This is a genomic window from Aggregatimonas sangjinii (assembly GCF_005943945.1).
Classification (GTDB): domain Bacteria; phylum Bacteroidota; class Bacteroidia; order Flavobacteriales; family Flavobacteriaceae; genus Pelagihabitans; species Pelagihabitans sangjinii.
This window is the reverse complement of record NZ_CP040710.1, coordinates 2,534,583-2,553,400: the sequence shown is the minus strand read 5'-3', so window position 1 is coordinate 2,553,400 and position 18,818 is coordinate 2,534,583. Positions and strand designations below refer to the sequence as shown.

Here is an 18,818-nt window from a genome sequence, read left to right as displayed (position 1 = left end):
TGTAAAGTTTGTGAAATAAGTATTATTTGGCCTTTTTCTTTTCCTTTGGTTTCTGGTCTTCCCCTTCCTTTTCATCGGGATTGGGTAGAGGTAAATTGTTTACGGGGTCTGCGGGGTTCAGCGAGCGCTGTTCTTCCTCGGCGTCGATATCTATTGGCTCCGTTATCCCTTTTATGACCACCAGTTCTATAGAATTATCATCTTCATCGAAAATATCATCCTTGGTTAGAATTCGCTCGTCACCCCGCCATATAAATCCCTTGAGTTTTCTGGTGTTTTCGGGCATGTCTTTTTCTGGATTGATATCGCCCTCCGGATTTTGTATAAAGGTTAGGTCTTCAATGTCATTATTGGCCAAAGTAATATGGATTTCACTGCATATGGTTTTGTTGATGCCCAGCAGTTCATCATCGTCATCGTACATATAGTAGATGACCTCGGTATTCTGCTTTAAGTCGACGACCCTTAATTCATTATCCTTAAACTTACCGTAAAGATTAATTCCTTTGGCTTGATTGAACCCTTTTTTGCCAATAGTGTCCTGGGAAATAATAAACGCATTTTCCAAGACTTTCAACGAATCGAGCTGCTCCGTTTTTATATTGGAAATGATATGGATGCTATCTCCCGTGATTTGATTGTCAACGTTCCAGAGTACGGGATTCGTAATCAACTTTGTGATGCCGGTCTTTTGATTGGAATGTATCGAATCGCATTTGCCGCTCAAATCGGTCTTGTAAATTTTAGCGTTTCTAAATGCCCTTAAGATTCTATTGGCGGGTTTTCCGGTCATCATTAGGGTATCGCCGTGAATATATACCGAGTCCTGCTCGACCACCTTAATGGAAACAGCTCTTTTGGTGGCAAAAACCGAATCGACGGCTTTGTGCACCTCCGCATAATGTGATTTGATTACTCCTTGGTTGACCGTATCGGTCACCACAACGTTATTGGTAGCTGAAGCGAATTCGGTAGCCTGATCAAAATAAAGACTATCCCCTTCTATGATTTGATTATTATAATCGATTCGGGTATTTTTTATAAAGTAGCCGCTCTCGATTTTGGTATCATAGAAGCCACGTTCGCAGTATATTTTATAGGTCTTCCCCGTAATAGTCGATGCCCCGTACATGTAGGCATTTTTAGAGGTGGTATAATAATCTAACTGCTCCGAATCCAATATGTACTCGGGATTATCGATATGAACACTATCCAGAAATTGATATTTTTTCAATTCCATAAAGTAGCGACCGATTTCGCTGGTAAGCGTGTTCGCCGAATCGATGACGGTGCCGGAAGTGTTGTAATATGACTCCTGTTTTTCCCTGTCGAAATACAGGGTATCCGTACGTAGGGTCATGCTGTTTTCCTCGCTCTCGTTCCGAAGCAATACTTCTTCATAGATTTTGGCAAGCTTGGTTTCGCCGTCGTAGTCGATTTTTCCTCCTGTAAGTTGAATACTATCGCCTTGTTCCAAGCGCACATTGCCAATCGCCCGCAAGCGATTTTCCTTTTGATAGTGAATAGCGATATCGCACCACAGATCGGCACCTTGGTGTTCGAACTGTACTTGTTTGGTATCCTTGCTGAAAATAAAAGCCCCGGGGAACTGTTTTTCGTCTTTGGTAAAATTGGCACCGTAGACGATATTAATCTGTTTACTTTCGGGTGAAGTATCCGTTTTGCTTTCAGCAGAGGTCTCTTGACCCCAAAGGGCAAATGCAAAGAAGAGAAAGGCTAAAAAATATATCGTTTTATACAAGTAATGGAATTTTGTCCAAAAATAGGATTTTTTAAAGCAGAGCGGTTCAATTTATGACGGATTTAAGACCACTGTATAGCTGGACTGTAGATTTCAGGATTTGTTTATTTCCTTGTGGGTAACCCGAATTTAATTGACATGCGGTCACATTTAATTCGACATGTTGAGCGCTTTCCATCGCTCTATAAAATCAAGGAGTGGGGCGCAAATGTCTAATGTTACGAACGAAAACACTTTTTCGTCGTACATGGCACATGCGCGATACCTCGTAAGATGCGAATCAAAACTCTCGATAGGGAGCTTCTAAGAACGCGTTGGCTTTGGTTTCTGTAAATTTTGCCGTTTCATTGTCCCAATGTAAGGTCTCGCCGGGAAAACGCCCTGCGATGACCCCTAAAAGAATTGTCTCTGTAAGTCTTGCGGCATACGAAAATGGAGCCGTGGTCTCGCCTTTCCCCAAACAGGCATCAACGAATTGATGGTAGTGTTTCGGGCCTTCCGAGGCATAGTCGCGTATGGGCTTGCCCATGTTGTTCGCTTTTTCGACAGCTTCGATTTCCGCCGATATATCAACATACTTCCCATCGACTATTTTCTTGGGCAATTCCATAAAATGGGGCAATAACAGGCGTCCTTTTTCACCCACGAACATCGCTCCTTGGTCGGGTAGTTTACCCTCTTGGGTAATTTTCGTTTCCAACGATATTTTATCGGCCATAGATGTGTTATCGTTCTCCTGTTGAGGTTGAGGTTCGGGCAGCTTCGCAACCATGGGCAACTTTAAGTCTTCGTGTTCCATTGGCGCTCCGGGACCGTCGTACCATGTCCATTTGAATTCCTCTGTAGTATATTCGGTACCGGGAAATTCATAGATAACGTGATTATTTTCGGGAAACCCGAATCCGTTTGGTGGCCTACAGTTATTGGTAATGGTTTTTGGAACATCCAATGCCAGGGCGTTGTACGGGGTGTCGAATATATGCACGCCCATATCGCCCAACGTACCACAACCGAAATCTACCAATTTGCGCCAATTTCCAGGATGGTATATCCCCTCTTGATAGACGCGATCGGCAGCCGTTCCTAGCCACAGATTCCAATCCAAGGTTTCCGGTACTGGATCAGCACCCTTGGGAATAGGACCGTCGTAGCCCCAATTCTTTGGAGACCAGGCATGCACTTGACTTACTTTACCGATGATACCGGATTGTATCAACAAGGTGGCCAATTTATAATCGTAAAACGAATGTACTTGAATGCCCATTTGGGTAACAAGATTCTTATCTTCGGCCAATTTACGCATCGCCCTTGCTTCGGATACATGATGGGTTAATGGCTTTTGACAATATACCGGTTTGTTCATGTTCATGGCCATCATCGAAGCTGGTGCATGCGTGTGGTCAGGGGTGGAAACGATAACCGCATCGATGTCGTTCTTCATTTCTTGTAGCATGATCCGGTAGTCTTTGTACGATTTTGCCTTTGGATGCAAAGCCAGCCCCGCCCTTAAGTTGTTCGCGTCTACGTCACATAAGGCTACTACTTCTACCATAGGATGTGATGCGATGTCCCTCAAATCTTCTCCGCCCATGCCGCCGATACCGATATGGGCGGTTCGTAACTTTTTACCCTCATGCGAACCAGCTCCCCAAAGCACTGAGGGCATTATGGTCACCGAGGAAGCGAGTAAGGCGGTCTGCTTGAGAAATTGTCTTTTTTTCATTTTGATGAGTGTGTTAAATTGTCAAGTTCTGAGTCCTATCGTGAAACGACAACAGTATTCTAAATGTATGTTTTTCTTTTCTACTGTCCTATTTTACAGCCATGTTCGGATTACTGGATGATTTCAGGGCGTCTGTTCTTTTTGTATACTTGCCCAAAACCGGAGTTGTTCGGTTCGTAAGGTATATCCAACGCCCCTCGAACTCCTGTAGGGGGAATTTCGTCTTCTTTGCCTAACGCCCAATAAATGCCATTGAGCGACAGCTTGCGCATTGACGGGATTTTAAAATCATAGGGGTGTCCCAAGGTTGTGAAAAAGACCCTTGCCTTCTTTCCAGAATTTCCCGTGTAGCTTTTGGTCCATGCTACGGGATTGGTCAAGGGATATTGTGCTAAATTACCCTCTGCTTCATGTTTCGAGCGTAGGGAACGGCCCTTAAGAAAGGGCTCGCTGTCTCCGTATAGATTCCATTCACCGCCATCTACATGATACAACCATGAATATGCCTCAAAAGGTTCAAGGCCATTTAAAATCGGATGCTTCTTTCCATCGATTGCGGAAACTGCGGTTAAGGGACTATTTCCATCCTCAAAATGTCCATGATGTGTAATCCATTGTTGCCCCAAAACTTTGGTTGGCCATTCGTTGTTCCAAGAAGTGAGGGTCGAATCATTTTCATAAAAGAAGGCGTGGGTCGCGGTACGAAAGCCGACGATAGGTTTCCCTAATTCCGCATAGTCGGCAATATAATATCGCTCTTTTTCCGGCAAATTGCGGAAACGGGTAAAGAGCACCATGAGATCTGCGCTCTCCAAGGCTTCAAGGCCTTCAATGTGGTCAGTGCGATTGGGGTCGATTTTTCCTGTCGAATCCACGGAGTAGCAGACCGTAACTTTTGCCCCAAGTTCCCTTTTAACCAAGCGGGCTAGCATGGGCATACTTTCCTCTGATCGGTATTCCTCGTCCCCGGTTACAAAAACGACATGTAGGGGAGCGTCGCTGTTTGCAACACTGCGTTCTTCCTGCTTTTCTTTTTTTGAGGTATCTCCGCAGGAAATAAGAATCAATAGTAGAAAGCACAGCAGCGGATACTTTAGGTCGATATCATTCTTAAAATCGTGTTTTCGCATGTTTTCTTATTTGTCGGGATGTTGTTTCAAGAGCTCGTCGGCAGTCCAATAACCGTCTTTATCCTCTGTTTCCGCTCTGACTCGCTTTACCGTTTCGCTTTCAATCACAGAAGCTTTGTTACCGAATGCATTGCGCACATAGGTGAGCACCGCGGCGATTTCGTCATCATTTAGGATATTCCTAAAGGCCAACATAGGTACTTGACCCTCGTAATGAATGCCCATGACATCCATCGGGCCGTAAATGCCGTTCAATGTTAATTTTATGAGACGTTCCTCACTGCCCAAGACCCAAGATTGGTCTACCAAAGTCGGGTAGCCTCCCGCCTGTAATCCGCCGCCACTTTCTTGATGGCAGGTGATGCAATAACCTTCGGTTTCATAAATGGCCTTGCCTTTGACAAACTTTTCGTAATCGTCACCTTTTAAATGAGAGGCAACCAATTTGACAGGATTATCGCTCATCGTAGCGCCGGATAGTCGTGTTCGGGCAAAGTCGTAGGCTTCGATCATCCATTTGTCCAAAGGATGTTTTTCAGCCTCGTCTAAAATTTTACCTCCAATTTCCGGGGCTAGCCATGTGGATGCGACAATAGCCTCCAAACGCACGCGCCCATGCGGATCGCTGGCTGAATTGGCAAAAAGGGATGGACTGTTGTCGGTTCTAGAGTAATTGTATCGCAAAGCCCGAACCGCGGCGGAGCGCACTCGATGGTCATTGGCGGCAAGGAGTTGTTGTAGTAATTCCGTATCGATTTTATTGATTCCCCAAGAGACCCAAAGGGCTTCCAGTAAATGATGTTCGTACGCAGATTGTGTCTTGTCGAGATTTTGACACCAAGAGGTAATTGCTTCCGATACTTTTTCGGCATCCCGTGCACGTAACTCGCGCCGTGAACGATAACGGCTTCGGTATTCGGGTAGTTTTAAGTTGTCCAAAAGGATTTCGATAGACGCCCCCGTTATGAATGCCCGTTGTACTAGTGGCCTTGAAGGATAGGTAATGCGATAGATTCTCCCATGAGAATGATCACGCAAAGGGTCCCTGGCGTTATGTTGCATATGCCCTACCAGTATGTTATGCCAATCGGCAAGATAAAGGGAGCCATCAGGTGCAAACTCGATATCGACAGGTCTGAAATTGGCGTCGCTGCTGGTCAAAAGGTCTTGACGGTGCTTCGTTGTATATCCGGTACCCTCTTCGTTAATTTGATGTTGTTTGAGTCCCAAAAAGCCTATGGTATTTCCCAAGAGGATATCCCCTTGCACTTCATCCGGGAAATGCCTGCTCGATACGAACTCTAATCCAGAAGTAGGCCGTACCTGATGCTTTTTTTCGATAAGATCTTCGGTTAAGGGTGTCGCCACACCATAGATAGACTTCATGGTGCTGGGCATCATCCAATTCATTTTGGTGCCAGAGGTTTGTAAGAAAAAGTCCTGTCCCCAAGCATCGAAGGCAATGCCCCAAGGATTGGGAATACTCACTTGCGCAACACGTTCTAGTTTTTTTTGTTGCGGGGCATATCGATAAAAACCGCCATTGGTACCCCTTACTGGCCCGTATGGGGTCTCTACATTCGTGTGCAGGAATACCCCTTCGGCCATATAAAAAGCTCCGGACGGGTCGGCGCAAAATGCTGAAATGGCATGGTGCGTATCGTGGTCGTCAAAGCCGCTGAGGATGATTTCCTCGATGTCTGCTTTATCATCACCATTGGTATCTTTCAGCAGTTTCAGGTTCGTGCCCTGACTCACATAAACTCCTTCGGGAGCGATTTCAAATCCTATAGGAAGATGTAAACCGTCGGCGAAAGTAGTTTGCTTATCGGCAGCACCATCGCCGTCAGTATCCTCAAGAATAAGCAATTTGTCGTTAGGTGGTGGGTCTCCCGGTCTATGATGCGGATAGGATGGCATTGCCGCAACCCATAGCCGCCCTTTGTTATCGAATGAAATCTGAACGGGATTTGCTAAATCGGGAAATTCACTTTCCGAGGCGAAAAGCTCAATTTGGTAACCTTCCGGCAATTCGAAGCTTTCAAGGGCCGCTTCTCCGTACAGATAATTCGAGGATACATCGGAGTTCCCTAGGTTGTAGTTGGTCGTTACAGGGGGAAGCTCAGTCGTATTGGCGTCGGCAGCTTTCAAATCAAATGATTTACCTTGAGCAGTACGCCATATCAGAGTGTCCCTGATTTTGGTTAGCTGTCGTATTTTTTCAATTTCAAAAGGGTAATTGTCCTGACCATAGGGGGCAAAGCGTCTTCCAAAAACGTGTACGCCGTTCGGGATTTTATAATCGTTGTGCCAATAGAAGTTCTTTTGCTTGACCGCAGCTTTGAGGTCGGCACGTTTTTGGGAATCCAATCCGGCCGCCTCACCAAAAATTCTATCAGCTAAAAATTGCGCCAACCGCTCGTATCCGTTTTCATTCAATTGAAACCCATCGGAGGTAAGCGGCCCGTTTTCCGAAAACCATTCTTGGGAAGGATGAAATACGTCTACAAAATCAACGTTTTGGTCTTTACATACTTCGGCCATTGCGGAAGTATATAAGGCGAGGTTTCGATTTTGGGTTTTGCCATCGGGTAGGTCATAGGTGGCGGACAAATCCTCATAAGCAATGGGTGATACGAGAATCAGCTCGGGAGCGGTAGAACTGTTATACTGTTGTGAGCGAGTATGGGATATAAATGCCTTCAGCTCATTCTTGTAGTCGTCAATACCTTTATCCCCCGCGAAAGATTCGTTGTAACCAAAAAAAGCAATGACCACGTCCGCTTTCAACCGTTCGAGCCATTGGTCCGGCGTTTCAAAAACACCTTCACTACCAGAATTTTGAGCCAATTCGGTTTGGAATTTTTCTGCGCCTTCAAATGCCCATGGCACATTTCTACCGGAATGGGGTCTAAACCCAGGAGTATCTCCACCATCACACAAATTCCTGATGTGAAGCGTACTGTCGGGATACCGCAAGTGCAACTCCGTCTCAAAACTGCCATAATTCATCATACGGGAACCTAGATTGTTTCCGATAAGAACGATGCTGGAATCTTTCTGTATTTCGACCAGACCAGTTTTTTCTTCAGAGCATCCGAGAAAGGCAAAAATTGAAGACAATAGCAAAATTCCCAGCTGAGGTCGGTGCATTAAAAGTTTTTGCGACATTGACAAATAATCAAATTAGGACTGAGGCATCGTCATAAATATAGGAAATAAAAATCCGTTCAAATTGTAGATAGTGGCGATTTACAATCGATTAAAGCCTTTTTTCGAACCGTATTTTGCGTATGCCATGGTCGGTATTCCACTGTTTCGTTTCCACAAAATCGAATTTTTTGTAGAGTGCGATGGCTGGTTCGTTTTTGAATCCGGTTTCTACGGTGAAAAGGGGAGTGGGGTAGGTGACGCTTACAAATGATATCAAACTGCTCGCAATTCCCATACGGAAGTACTCGGGGAGCACAACCAAACTTTGAATATGTACTGCCGGTTTTTGGTGGGCTATCTCGACGACGGCGACCAATCGTGCGTCCATATAAAAGCCGTAGAAATCATTTTCGCCGGTTTGAATATCATTCTGGGTTCTTTGTAAAGGAGGGAAATCGACTGCTTCAAGAAGCTTGGCCTCGACCGCATACGATTTTTGGAACACCCCATATATTTTTTCAGCAACATCCGCATGGGTATGGTTTAGTCGCTGTATCATAAAACTGCTATCTATGGATGGTCTGCGTTCTGTCCGGCCCTACAGAGACTATTTTAATGGGCACCTCGAGTTCTTTTTCCAAGAAGTCGATATAAGCATTCAGTGCAGGCGGAAATTGGTCAGGGGAGCTCATTTTGGTCAAGTCGGCTTCCCAACCATTCATTTCGATGTAATTTGGACTTACATTTTCGGCTTCTATGTTGTACGGCAGGTGGGTGATTTCTTGTCCTTTGTAATTGTAGGAAGTGCAGATTTTCAATTTTTCAAACCCGCTAAGCACATCCCCTTTCATCATCATTAAATCGGTTACCCCGTTTACCTGAACGGCGTATTTTAGTGCGACCAAGTCTAACCAACCACACCTTCGCGGTCGTCCGGTCGTTGCGCCAAACTCGTTGCCTACCCGACCCATCGTTTCCCCGTCTTCATCAAATAGTTCTGTTGGGAATGGGCCACTGCCCACGCGTGTAGCATACGCCTTGAAGATACCGAAAACCCTTCCTATTTGGCTCGGGGCCACCCCAAGACCCGTGCAGGCACCGGCGGCCGTGGTGTTCGATGAGGTTACATAGGGGTAGGTGCCAAAATCAATATCCAACAATGATCCTTGGGCACCTTCAGCCAAAATCTTCTTGCCTGATTTCTGCGCTTGGTATAAATATTCCTCACTGTCGATAAAAGTTAGTTTTTTCAATTCGGCAACCGCGTTGAAGAAGTCTTTTTCGAGATCTTTCAAATCATACTGAAGCTCTACATCATAAAAGTCGATCATCGACTCGTGCTTATTGGCCAATGCGCGGTATTTGTCTTCCCAGCCTTCCATTTCCAAATCACCGACACGCATTCCGTTACGGCCGGTTTTATCCATATAGGTGGGGCCGATGCCTTTCAAAGTAGATCCGATTTTGGCTTTCCCCTTCGAAGCTTCGGATGCCGCATCGAGCAAGCGATGGGTGGGTAAAATCAAATGGGCCTTCCTGGAAATCAATAATTTCGACTTGAAATCGATGTTGAATTGAGCCAGATTGTCCAGTTCTTTTTTGAAGATTACCGGGTCGATAACCACTCCGTTGCCGACCACGTTTACGGCACTTTCATGAAAAATTCCTGACGGTATGGTATGCAGTACATGTTTTATTCCGTCGAACTCCAAGGTATGTCCGGCATTGGGGCCTCCCTGAAACCGGGCGATAATATCGTAGTTGTTGGTCAGTACATCAACTATTTTTCCTTTTCCTTCGTCTCCCCATTGTAATCCTAGTAGTAAATCTACCGCCATTGTAATCTGCCTATTTGTGGTTAGTTATTAGTGTTGTCTTGGGCCGGACCATCCTCCGACTGATTACGCGTACCGTAAAAATAAAGTGAGTGATTATTGATTTTTATGTCGAAAACCTCCTCAATGGTTTTTTTGATGGATTGTATTCTAGGATCGCAGAATTCGACCACTTCACCGGTATCGGTCAGAATCACATGGTCGTGCTGATGATCGAAATATGATTTTTCGTACTGCGCCTGATTTTTTCCGAATTGGTGTTTGCGCACCAGTTTGCAATCCAACAACAACTCTATGGTATTATACAGGGTAGCACGACTCACCCTATAATTTTTATTCTTCATATTGATGTACAGCGACTCAATGTCGAAATGTTCATCGCTATCATAAATTTCTTGCAGTATGGCGTAACGTTCGGGAGTCTTTCGATGCCCATTATCCTCTAGGAATGAGGTAAATACGTTTTTTACGATTTCTTGGTTCTTGTTGTTTGCCATGGTGAGTATCGCTACATCAATTCGCAAATGTACAGTTAAAATTCGACTCTTTTTCGAAGAGTTACTAACAGATCGTCCGTAGCGTTCTAAACCCTTGTCACTTTCTCGATACCTTCTATCTGTTTAAGATTGGTGATCAATTTTCTGAGAATGCCCTTGTTTTTTACGACTACCATAATTTTACCCTTGAAGGTTCCGCCATCGGTACCAAAGTTAAGATTCCGCATGTCTACGTGCATGTTCCCCGAAATCACTTCGGTTATCTCCGATACCAGACCCAAATGATCTAGTCCTTCGAGTTTAATTTCTACCCTAAACTCTTCTTTGGTAGAATCTATCCATTTAGCGGTAATGATGCGGTAGGCATAGTTGCTTTGCAGTTGTATGGCATTCGGACAATTTTTCTTGTGCACTTTTATCCCCTCCGAGACGCTGACGAACCCAAAAACTTCATCACCAGGGATGGGGTTACAGCATTTGGAAAGGGTGTATTCCAGTTTTTCCTCTTCTTTGCCGAAGACCAGAATATCGTATTTGGATGTGATTTCATCCTTATCGATATCTTCGGGTACGGGATTGCGCCTCATCCTATTTTTGAAAAAATTCAGGAACGCGTTATTATAGGACGAGGCGAAATCCTTAATCATTTGATTGTCGATGGCCCCCGTGCCTACCCTGTAGAACAGGTCTAAGCTGGTTTTCAGCTTAAAGTACATGACCATTTTATTAACACTATCCTCATTGACGGTAATTTTTTGCGATTTCAATTTACGTCGAAGGATTTCCTTACCTTCTTCGGCAACTGATTTTTGCTCGTCGCGTAGTGAGGATTTGATTTTCGCCCTTGCCCTTGCCGTGGTGGCATAATCCAACCAGTTTTGATTGGGTTTGGCTTGGTCCGAAGTCATGATTTCGACCTGGTCGCCACTACTGAGCGTGGTACTCAGGGGCACCAATTTCCCATTGACTTTTGCACCACGGGTGCGGAGACCTATTTCGGTATGTATGTTGAAGGCGAAATCCAGAGGTGTAGCCCCTTTTGGTAAGGATTTTAGTTCTCCTTTGGGCGTGAAAACGAAAATTTCCTTAGAGTAAAGGTTGAGCTTGAATTCTTCTACAAAATCAACGGCGTTCATGGTCGAATTTTCCAGGGCCTCCTGCAGTTTGTTCAACCAAATTTCGATACCCTGTTCTTTTTGGTCGCCATGTTTGTATTTAAAATGGGCGGCATATCCTTTTTCTGCGATTTCATGCATGCGCTCGCTGCGTATCTGCACCTCTACCCACTTTCCTTTTGGCCCCATGACCGTTATATGTAAGGCTTCATACCCAGTGGATTTCGGGGAGGATATCCAATCCCTAAGGCGAACGGGATTTGGTGTGAAATGGTCCGTAACTATGGAATAGATTTTCCATGCGATGAACTTTTCGTTCTTAGGGGTGGATTTATAGATAATGCGGATGGCAAACTTGTCGTAAATTTCATTGAAGGCCACGTTCTGGGCTTTCATTTTTCGCCGCATCGAAAAGATAGACTTCATTCTTCCCTTAATGACGTATTGTAGTTTTTCCTTATCCAAAGACTTTTCAATAGTCTCTTTAAAGGAGTCGATGTAAGCTTGTTGCTCCTCTTTCGAATCTTCGATTTTGCCCAAGATATCGTTGTATACCTCTGGTTCGGTATATTTCAGGCTAAGGTCCTCCAATTCGGTCTTAATGTTGTAAAGTCCGATTCTATGGGCTAGGGGCGCGTAAATATAAAGCGTTTCGGAGGCGATTTTAACCTGTTTGTGCTCGGGCATCGCATCCATGGTAAGCATATTATGATAACGATCCGCGATTTTGATGATGATAACCCTCACATCGTCATGTAAGGTCAATAACATCTTACGGAAGTTCTCCGCCTGCTGGGAGATGTTCATCTCCTTTTTAAGATGGGCTATTTTGGTGAGTCCGTCTACAATTCTAGCAACGGTTTCACCGAACATACGTTCGATATCGTCTAACGAATATTCAGTATCTTCAACCACATCGTGCAGTAGGGCGGAAGCTATGGAAACCGCATCGAGACCGATTTCGGAAGCCACGATTTTCGCCACGGCAATCGGGTGAAAGATATATGCCTCACCTGATTTTCTACGCTGATCTTTATGGGCATCGACCGCCACCTCAAAAGCCTGCCTGATAAGCGTTTTGTCATCATCGGTCAGGGTTTGATAGCTAATGCGCAGTAATTCCTTATACTGTTTAGCAATCTCTTTGTTTTCAACTTCGAGGGTATCCTTTTTCATGCTAAACTAAAGTAGCATAATCCTTTAGAGTACACAACAAAAAAAGTTGACCGTTCAAGTTTCAAGTTAAAAGACTGAAAAGAATCGAGTTTGTTTAAATGTTCTGGTAGACCATGAAATGAAGATAGGGCTGTTTTATAACTGTTTTAAGAACTTGTACCTATCACCTTAAACCTTGTAACTCGTACTTTTTACTTCGAACCTTTAAGCTCTCTTTGTCGTAACGCTTCAAAAACAAGTATCGCGGCCGAAACCGAAACGTTCATAGAATCGATTTCCCCACGCATAGGTATGATGATATTTTGTGTGGAATGTTGGAGCCATTCTTGGGAAAGGCCGGTAGCTTCGGTACCGACCACGATAGCGGTTGAAGCGTTAAAATCGATATCGGTATAGTTCTTAGAGGCCGTTAATGCCGCACAGAAAATACCGACACCATTTGACTTTAAAAAGGCGATGATTTCGGAAGTACTCCCGAGGCCGATGGTGGTGGTAAAAACGCAACCGATACTTGACCGTATGGTATTCGGATTGTATAGGTCCCCCTTTGGGTTGGCAATAAGCACGGCATCTACATTCGCTGCATCCGCAGTTCGTAACAAAGCACCGATATTTCCGGGTTTTTCAGGGGCTTCGGCAACTAATACGAGGGGATTCTTGTTTTCGAGCACAACGTCTTCCAGCGTGTGGAGCTTGCTTTTGGCCAGCGCAACGATTCCTTCGGTAGTCTCGCGATAAGCTATTTTTTGGTAGACCTCTTTGGATATGGTAACTAGTTGGGGCCTCCTTTTTAAACCATCGATCAATACCCGTACCTCTGCTTCTGACACAAGCGTTTCGCAGCTCAACAGAGTGCTGACCTCATAATCTCCTTTTATCGCCAATTGCAGTTCCCGCCGCCCCTCCAGAACGAACAGTCCCGATTTTTTTCGTTCACGTGCCTTGTCCTTTAGAAGCAAAACCTTTTTCACCAAAGGATTCTGTAGACTGCTAATTTTCTTAACTTCGTTCATCGGGGCAAAAGTAAAGAAAACGATAATCGCGCGACAGTTCCTATAGCGCTAAAAAAAATACAATGAAAAGAATTTTGGTAATCCTTTCCTTGATTATGGCCACGGGCTGTAAAGAAACCCCTAAATCGATTGATGAGTCCACCCAAAAACCTGAAAAGGTCGAGGCTAAAACATCGATATCCTATCCGGAAAACGTGCGCAGCGTTTTTGAGGCACATGGCGGATTACCGAACTGGAAAGACAAGGCGACACTTTCCTATAATATGCCAAAACCGGATGGTGCCGAAATGCAAACCATTGATGTAAACAATAGAAACGAAAAAATCGAAACACCTGACTATACAATGGGCTACGATGGCAAGGACTATTGGTTGGTAGATGAAAATGACATCTACGAAGGAGACCCTGTCTTTTACCATAACCTAATGTTCTACTTTTATGCCATGCCCTTTGTACTTGCTGATGATGGCATCATTTATAGCGATACGGAGGACTTGGAGTTCGATGGAACGTCATATCCAGGTATTCGCATCAGTTATGATGATGGGGTAGGGGTTTCACCCAAGGATGAATATTTTTTACATTATGATACCGACACGAAACAAATGGCTTGGCTGGGCTATACGGTAACCTATCGCAGTGGTGAAAAATCGGATAACATCAAATGGATCAGATACGACGATTGGCAGGAGGTTGGTGGATTGTTATTACCAAAATCGTTAACATGGTACAAAGTAGAGAACGGTAGGCCCACCGAAGCGAACAGTACTAGAAAATTCGAAGATGTCTCGCTTACTGAAATGGCAAAACCAAGTGACTTTTACGGCGCGCCTGACAATGCCGAAATCGTCACAAAGGAGTAACGAATGACTTTTTTTAAGTACATTGTCTATCGGTAAGGGCTTTTAATGAGAAAGGATATGGAAGTATTATTATTCGGAATCGCAAGGGATATCGTTGGAGAATCGATCCTCAAAATTTCAAGTGCCGATAAAGTCCCGAATTCCGTGTTGGAATTAAAGCGGCTCCTTGCGGAGACCTACCCGGAATTTGGAAAGTTATCCTCTTTGGCAGTCGCGGTCAATAGCGAATATGCAACCGATGAGGTCGCCTTGCAAAGCACTGACGAGATTGCGATTATACCACCAGTAAGCGGCGGATGATGAAAAAGATAGTAGCCATAGTCAATGATATCGATGTTGCCCAAGTATATGGGGAACTGTCCCATGCCCACAGCGGCGGACTATGCGTCTTTGTGGGCACCGTTCGGGAATTCACGCAGAACGAAAAGGTAATGTCCCTCGAATTTGAGACCTATGAGAAAATGGCCCTTAAGGAAATGGACAAGATTGCTACGGCTGCCATGGATAAATGGAATCTGAACAAGGTGCTCATACGTCATGCTGTGGGCCTTAAAAAAGTGGAAGAACCCGTAGTCGTGGTGGGAGCTTCTTCAGCACATCGGGATGCTTGTTTCGAAGCTTGCCGTTATTTGATCGATACATTGAAGGAAACCGTTCCCATCTGGAAAAAGGAGGTTTTTGAGAACAAGACGGTTTGGGTTTCGGCGCATCCGTAAGTTGGAAGTATTTGATACAGGGTTTGCATAAGCCAAATTATGGGCATCTGCTTTTCCATCTGGAGGTTACACGGCTATAACAAGAAACTGTACCATTCAATAAAACGAATTTTAAAAAATGAACAAATCCCTCTCTCATATAGACGAATCCGGGAACGCTGTGATGGTCGATGTCTCCGGGAAATCAATTTCCGAGCGTAGCGCAACGGCAATGGGAAAAGTGCTTTTTCCTTCTGACGTTTTTGAAAAACTTTCTGCGGACGATTTCCTCGGTAAAAAGGGAAGTATCATACAAACTGCGGTCATAGCTGGAATTCAAGCGGTCAAGAAAACAGCCGAGCTGATACCCTTATGTCATCATATCAATCTGACGAAAATAAACATTGATATTCGGCCAGAAGAAGATACGCTCAAAATCAACTGCACCGTTAAATGTAACGGAAAAACAGGAGTAGAGATGGAAGCCTTGACGGGAGTCTCTGTTGCCGCATTGACCATTTATGACATGTGCAAAGCCGTTTCTCACGATATTAAGATTTCCGAAATTCAATTGGAACAAAAAACAGGAGGCGAGAATGACTTCAGTCGCTAAACTATACGGACTCGTTTTATCAGGTGGCAAAAGTACCCGAATGGGCACCGATAAAGGCATTATTCCTTACCACGGTATTCCGCAACGGGAGTATTTATACGGATTGTTACGCAAGGTTTGCGAAAAGACCTTTATCAGTCTGCGCGAAGACCAGCTACCAACATTGCCAAGTGGCATGCAACTTATCGTGGATCTTGATGAATATCGGGGACCTTATAATGGACTCCTTTCAGCCCATAAAAAATACCCGGAGGCGGCATGGTTGGTGTTGGCCTGCGATTTGCCGTTGATGGATGAAGACGCCCTTCGAGAGTTGATCGCTGCGCGCGACCCGAAAAAAATGGCGACAGCTTTCGCTTTAAAAGAAAACCCCTTGCCTGAACCCTTGTGCGCCATTTGGGAACCTCATGCCTTTGCCGATTCGGTACGCTATTTGGACGCCGGAACGGGCACTTGTCCGCGAAAATTTTTAATCAACCACGATACGAAATTGGTGTTTCCGAGTAATGAAAAAGTTTTGTTGAACGCGAATTCAGAGGAGGAATATAAAGAGGCTTTGAAAAAATTAGCTTTGAGATAATAGAAGTTTCTCTCTCCCGTCGTCTACGAGCGAAGTATATCTGAAAGAAGACAGCAAGGGAGGAATGAATTCCGCTTGCGGAAGACAAGGAGGGTTTGATTCGCAAACAAGCTCCCGAACGATGGTGTTTTGGGCAATCTGCTACAGCTTGTACCTTCAAACCCTCCGGCTTTTCCAACCGCCTGCTGGCGGAGAAAAATCCACCTCCCTTTTTCTAAAGGGAGGATTCAAAAAAGGCATTTTGAAACGACCACAATTACATACGCGTAAAGAACTTGCAGAATTTAGAAAGGAGCTTCGGAAAAACCTAACTCCGGCCGAGGCATTTTTATGGAAACATTTAAAATCAAGACAATTAGACGGTAAACGCTTTACGCGGCAACATAGTATTGGACCATTCATTGTCGATTTTTATTGTGCTTCAGAAAAATTAATTATTGAATTGGACGGTGAGGTACACCAAACTCCCAATGCCCAAGAATATGACGAAAATAGAACAAAGTTTTTAGAAAATATAGGATATACTGTGATTCGGTTTGAGAATAAAATGGTATTTGACAACTTTGAATCCGTGATTGTCGAATTAAAAGAGAATTTTAAATAATTAAAAAGACAAAAGCTCCTCCTTTTAGAAAAAGGGAGGAATGAATTCCGCTTGCGGAAGAAAGGAGGGTTTGAATCGCAAATTAGCTCCACACCGATGGTTTATTGAGTGATTTACCAGGGCATCTGCGTTAAATCCTCAGGCATTTTCATTGAACTAATAATGCGGAGGCCATCAAGGGCAAGCAACTATGACCTTTTCACTATATTAGACCAATGAACGACAATCGCTACATACGCCAAACCACGTTAAAAGGCTTTGGTTCGGAAGGCCAGCAAAAGCTTGCGGATGCCAAAGTTTTGGTCGTCGGTGCCGGAGGACTTGGCATTCCCGTCCTGACGTATCTCAATGCCATGGGTGTAGGTCAAATCGGGGTCATGGATAATGATACCATATCCATCACCAACTTACCCCGTCAGGTTTTATATGGCGCGGCAGATGTGGGCAAGGCAAAAGTAACGGTGGCTCTAGAGAAATTAAGGGTCCAAAACCCGAGTACCAAGCTTATCGGGTATGAAACAATTTTGACGACGGCAAATGCGCTTGAAATTATAAAGGAATACGATGTGGTTGTTGACGCTTCCGATAATTTTCCAACACGCTACTTAGTGAACGATGCCTGTGTAATTTTAGATAAGCCGTTTGTATATGGTGCGTTACACGGGTATGAAGGACAAGTGAGTGTTTTCAATTACAAAGACGGTCCTACGTATCGCTGTCTCTTTCCTAAGATGCCAAAGGAAAATGAAGTCCCAAACTGTAATGAACACGGTGTATTGGGCATCCTCCCCGGAATCATTGGCAACCTACAAGCCTTGGAAACTATCAAAGTACTCACAGGAATAGGCGAAGTGCTGTCCGGTGTACTATTGATTTTTGACGGACTTCAGCATTCTTATCAAAAAATAAATTTCAAACGGAAATCCGAGAATTTGGAGATTTCTCAATTGCAGGATTTTTACGAATGGAACGACCCCTGCGAAATTATTCCGACCGTTCATACGGAGGAATTGGCAAAACTCTTGGCCGACAATGTCCAAATTATCGATGTACGCACGACCGAGGAGTTTGAAGATTACCACCTGCCGAGTGCAATTTCCGTTCCTTTGAACGAGTTGGCAGACCATTCTGATAAAATTGATTTTTCAGTTCCTGTGTATCTACTTTGTCAGTCTGGAAAACGAAGCGAGACCGCTTTAAAACAATTGCGGGAACAGCACCCCGACAGTTCATTTTTCAGTATTTTAGGAGGCCTAAACCAGTATTTGGCCACATGCTCCTAACCATTCCAGAACTCTTATTGCTAATGGGTGGCTTCCTCGTCATTGCAACCTTGTATTCTTCGGTAGGCTTTGGGGGAGGGTCGAGTTATTTGGCGCTGTTGGCCTTGGTCTTCGTTAGTTTTTTTGCCATACGGAGTATCGCGTTGATCTGCAATCTTGTCGTGGTTTTCGGAAGTACCTACCTCTATTGGAAAAACGGTCATTTGGATTTTAAGAAGTTCCTTCCCTTTATCGTTACCAGCATTCCATTGGCGTTTATCGGAGCTCGGTTTCGCCTTCAGGAAAGTACATTTTTTAGCATCCTGGGCGCTTCCTTGATTGTATCGGCTCTGGCTTTGATATATCAAACCGTAAGCCTAAAAAAATCGCAAGAAGTAAATCAGAACTATCCGATATATGTAACTTATTTGTTAGGAGCTGCTATCGGTCTGCTCTCCGGTTTGGTCGGTATCGGCGGTGGTATTTTTTTGGCGCCGATTCTCAATCACATGAAATGGGACAAATCGATAAAAATTGCTGCGCTGGCTAGCTTTTTTATTCTAGTGAATTCCGTTTCCGGTATCGGTGGCTTATTGACCAAGGGTACCTTTGAATTACCTTGGATAGAGGCCGCTGGATTGATCGTCGCGGTTTTTATCGGTGGACAAATCGGGATTCGCCTGAGCTTAAGTAAACTTACCGGGAATGGTATTAAAGTAGTGACCGCTATTTTGGTGCTTTTTGTGGGCGTACGGGTACTGCTGGTCAATGGATTGCAGATGTAATCTTGATAAAAT

At 44.4% G+C, this 18,818-nt stretch carries 17 protein-coding genes; 8 read left to right on the top strand and 9 right to left on the bottom strand.

Annotation, left to right across the window (positions count from 1 at the left end; genetic code table 11):
- Positions 1 to 22 precede the first annotated feature (22 nt).
- The 9 genes from FGM00_RS10550 to FGM00_RS10510 all read right to left on the bottom strand — a co-directional run bounded on the left by FGM00_RS10550 (position 23) and on the right by FGM00_RS10510 (position 13,404).
- Positions 23 to 1,762, bottom strand: coding sequence for an OstA-like protein (locus FGM00_RS10550; RefSeq protein ID WP_236262754.1), 1,740 nt, complete (start codon positions 1,760 to 1,762; stop codon positions 23 to 25).
- A gap of 280 nt (positions 1,763 to 2,042) precedes the next feature.
- The gene (locus FGM00_RS10545; RefSeq protein ID WP_138852876.1) at positions 2,043 to 3,485 is read right to left on the bottom strand and encodes a Gfo/Idh/MocA family protein; all 1,443 of its coding nucleotides are present in this window, start codon (positions 3,483 to 3,485) and stop codon (positions 2,043 to 2,045) included.
- A gap of 110 nt (positions 3,486 to 3,595) precedes the next feature.
- Entirely contained in the window at positions 3,596 to 4,615 is a 1,020-nt protein-coding gene (locus FGM00_RS10540; RefSeq protein ID WP_138852875.1) for a ThuA domain-containing protein, read from the bottom strand.
- Positions 4,616 to 4,621: 6 nt separating this feature from the next.
- Positions 4,622 to 7,786, bottom strand: coding sequence for a PVC-type heme-binding CxxCH protein (locus FGM00_RS10535; protein WP_138852874.1), 3,165 nt, complete (start codon positions 7,784 to 7,786; stop codon positions 4,622 to 4,624).
- 91 nt (positions 7,787 to 7,877) lie between these two features.
- Positions 7,878 to 8,327: a GNAT family N-acetyltransferase gene (locus FGM00_RS10530; RefSeq protein ID WP_138852873.1), complete on the bottom strand. Its 450-nt coding sequence runs from the start codon at positions 8,325 to 8,327 to the stop codon at positions 7,878 to 7,880.
- A gap of 7 nt (positions 8,328 to 8,334) precedes the next feature.
- Positions 8,335 to 9,606: an adenylosuccinate synthase gene (locus FGM00_RS10525; RefSeq protein ID WP_138852872.1), complete on the bottom strand. Its 1,272-nt coding sequence runs from the start codon at positions 9,604 to 9,606 to the stop codon at positions 8,335 to 8,337.
- Between the two features lie 20 nt (positions 9,607 to 9,626).
- On the bottom strand, positions 9,627 to 10,100 hold the full coding sequence (locus FGM00_RS10520) for a Fur family transcriptional regulator (RefSeq protein ID WP_138854683.1): 474 nt from the start codon (positions 10,098 to 10,100) through the stop codon (positions 9,627 to 9,629).
- Between the two features lie 86 nt (positions 10,101 to 10,186).
- Positions 10,187 to 12,391, bottom strand: a complete 2,205-nt coding sequence (locus tag FGM00_RS10515) for a RelA/SpoT family protein (RefSeq protein ID WP_138852871.1) — start codon at positions 12,389 to 12,391, stop codon at positions 10,187 to 10,189.
- 191 nt (positions 12,392 to 12,582) lie between these two features.
- Entirely contained in the window at positions 12,583 to 13,404 is an 822-nt protein-coding gene (locus FGM00_RS10510; protein WP_138852870.1) for a TrmH family RNA methyltransferase, read from the bottom strand.
- 62 nt (positions 13,405 to 13,466) lie between these two features.
- Between FGM00_RS10510 and FGM00_RS10505 the strand changes: the two genes are divergently transcribed.
- The 8 genes from FGM00_RS10505 to FGM00_RS10470 all read left to right on the top strand — a co-directional run bounded on the left by FGM00_RS10505 (position 13,467) and on the right by FGM00_RS10470 (position 18,806).
- Positions 13,467 to 14,267 carry a DUF6503 family protein gene (locus tag FGM00_RS10505; RefSeq protein WP_138852869.1) on the top strand — a complete coding sequence of 267 codons (801 nt, stop codon included), beginning with the start codon at positions 13,467 to 13,469 and terminating at the stop codon, positions 14,265 to 14,267.
- 57 nt (positions 14,268 to 14,324) lie between these two features.
- Positions 14,325 to 14,567: a MoaD/ThiS family protein gene (locus FGM00_RS10500; RefSeq protein WP_138852868.1), complete on the top strand. Its 243-nt coding sequence runs from the start codon at positions 14,325 to 14,327 to the stop codon at positions 14,565 to 14,567.
- Positions 14,564 to 14,983 (top strand): molybdenum cofactor biosynthesis protein MoaE, encoded by a 420-nt coding sequence (locus tag FGM00_RS10495; RefSeq protein WP_138852867.1) that lies wholly within the window; start codon positions 14,564 to 14,566, stop codon positions 14,981 to 14,983. The genes FGM00_RS10500 and FGM00_RS10495 overlap by 4 nt, the downstream gene beginning before the upstream one ends.
- Before the next feature lie 118 nt (positions 14,984 to 15,101).
- Complete coding sequence (gene moaC / locus FGM00_RS10490) at positions 15,102 to 15,575, top strand: cyclic pyranopterin monophosphate synthase MoaC (RefSeq protein ID WP_138852866.1); 474 nt, start codon at positions 15,102 to 15,104, stop codon at positions 15,573 to 15,575.
- Positions 15,559 to 16,155, top strand: a complete 597-nt coding sequence (locus FGM00_RS10485) for an NTP transferase domain-containing protein (protein WP_138852865.1) — start codon at positions 15,559 to 15,561, stop codon at positions 16,153 to 16,155. The genes moaC and FGM00_RS10485 overlap by 17 nt, the downstream gene beginning before the upstream one ends.
- A 241-nt stretch (positions 16,156 to 16,396) precedes the next feature.
- Entirely contained in the window at positions 16,397 to 16,759 is a 363-nt protein-coding gene (locus FGM00_RS10480) for an endonuclease domain-containing protein (RefSeq protein WP_236262753.1), read from the top strand.
- Positions 16,760 to 16,974: 215 nt separating this feature from the next.
- The gene (locus tag FGM00_RS10475; protein WP_138852863.1) at positions 16,975 to 18,042 is read left to right on the top strand and encodes a HesA/MoeB/ThiF family protein; all 1,068 of its coding nucleotides are present in this window, start codon (positions 16,975 to 16,977) and stop codon (positions 18,040 to 18,042) included.
- Entirely contained in the window at positions 18,033 to 18,806 is a 774-nt protein-coding gene (locus FGM00_RS10470) for a sulfite exporter TauE/SafE family protein (RefSeq protein ID WP_138852862.1), read from the top strand. Before FGM00_RS10475 ends, FGM00_RS10470 begins: the two co-directional genes overlap by 10 nt.
- Positions 18,807 to 18,818 lie beyond the last annotated feature (12 nt).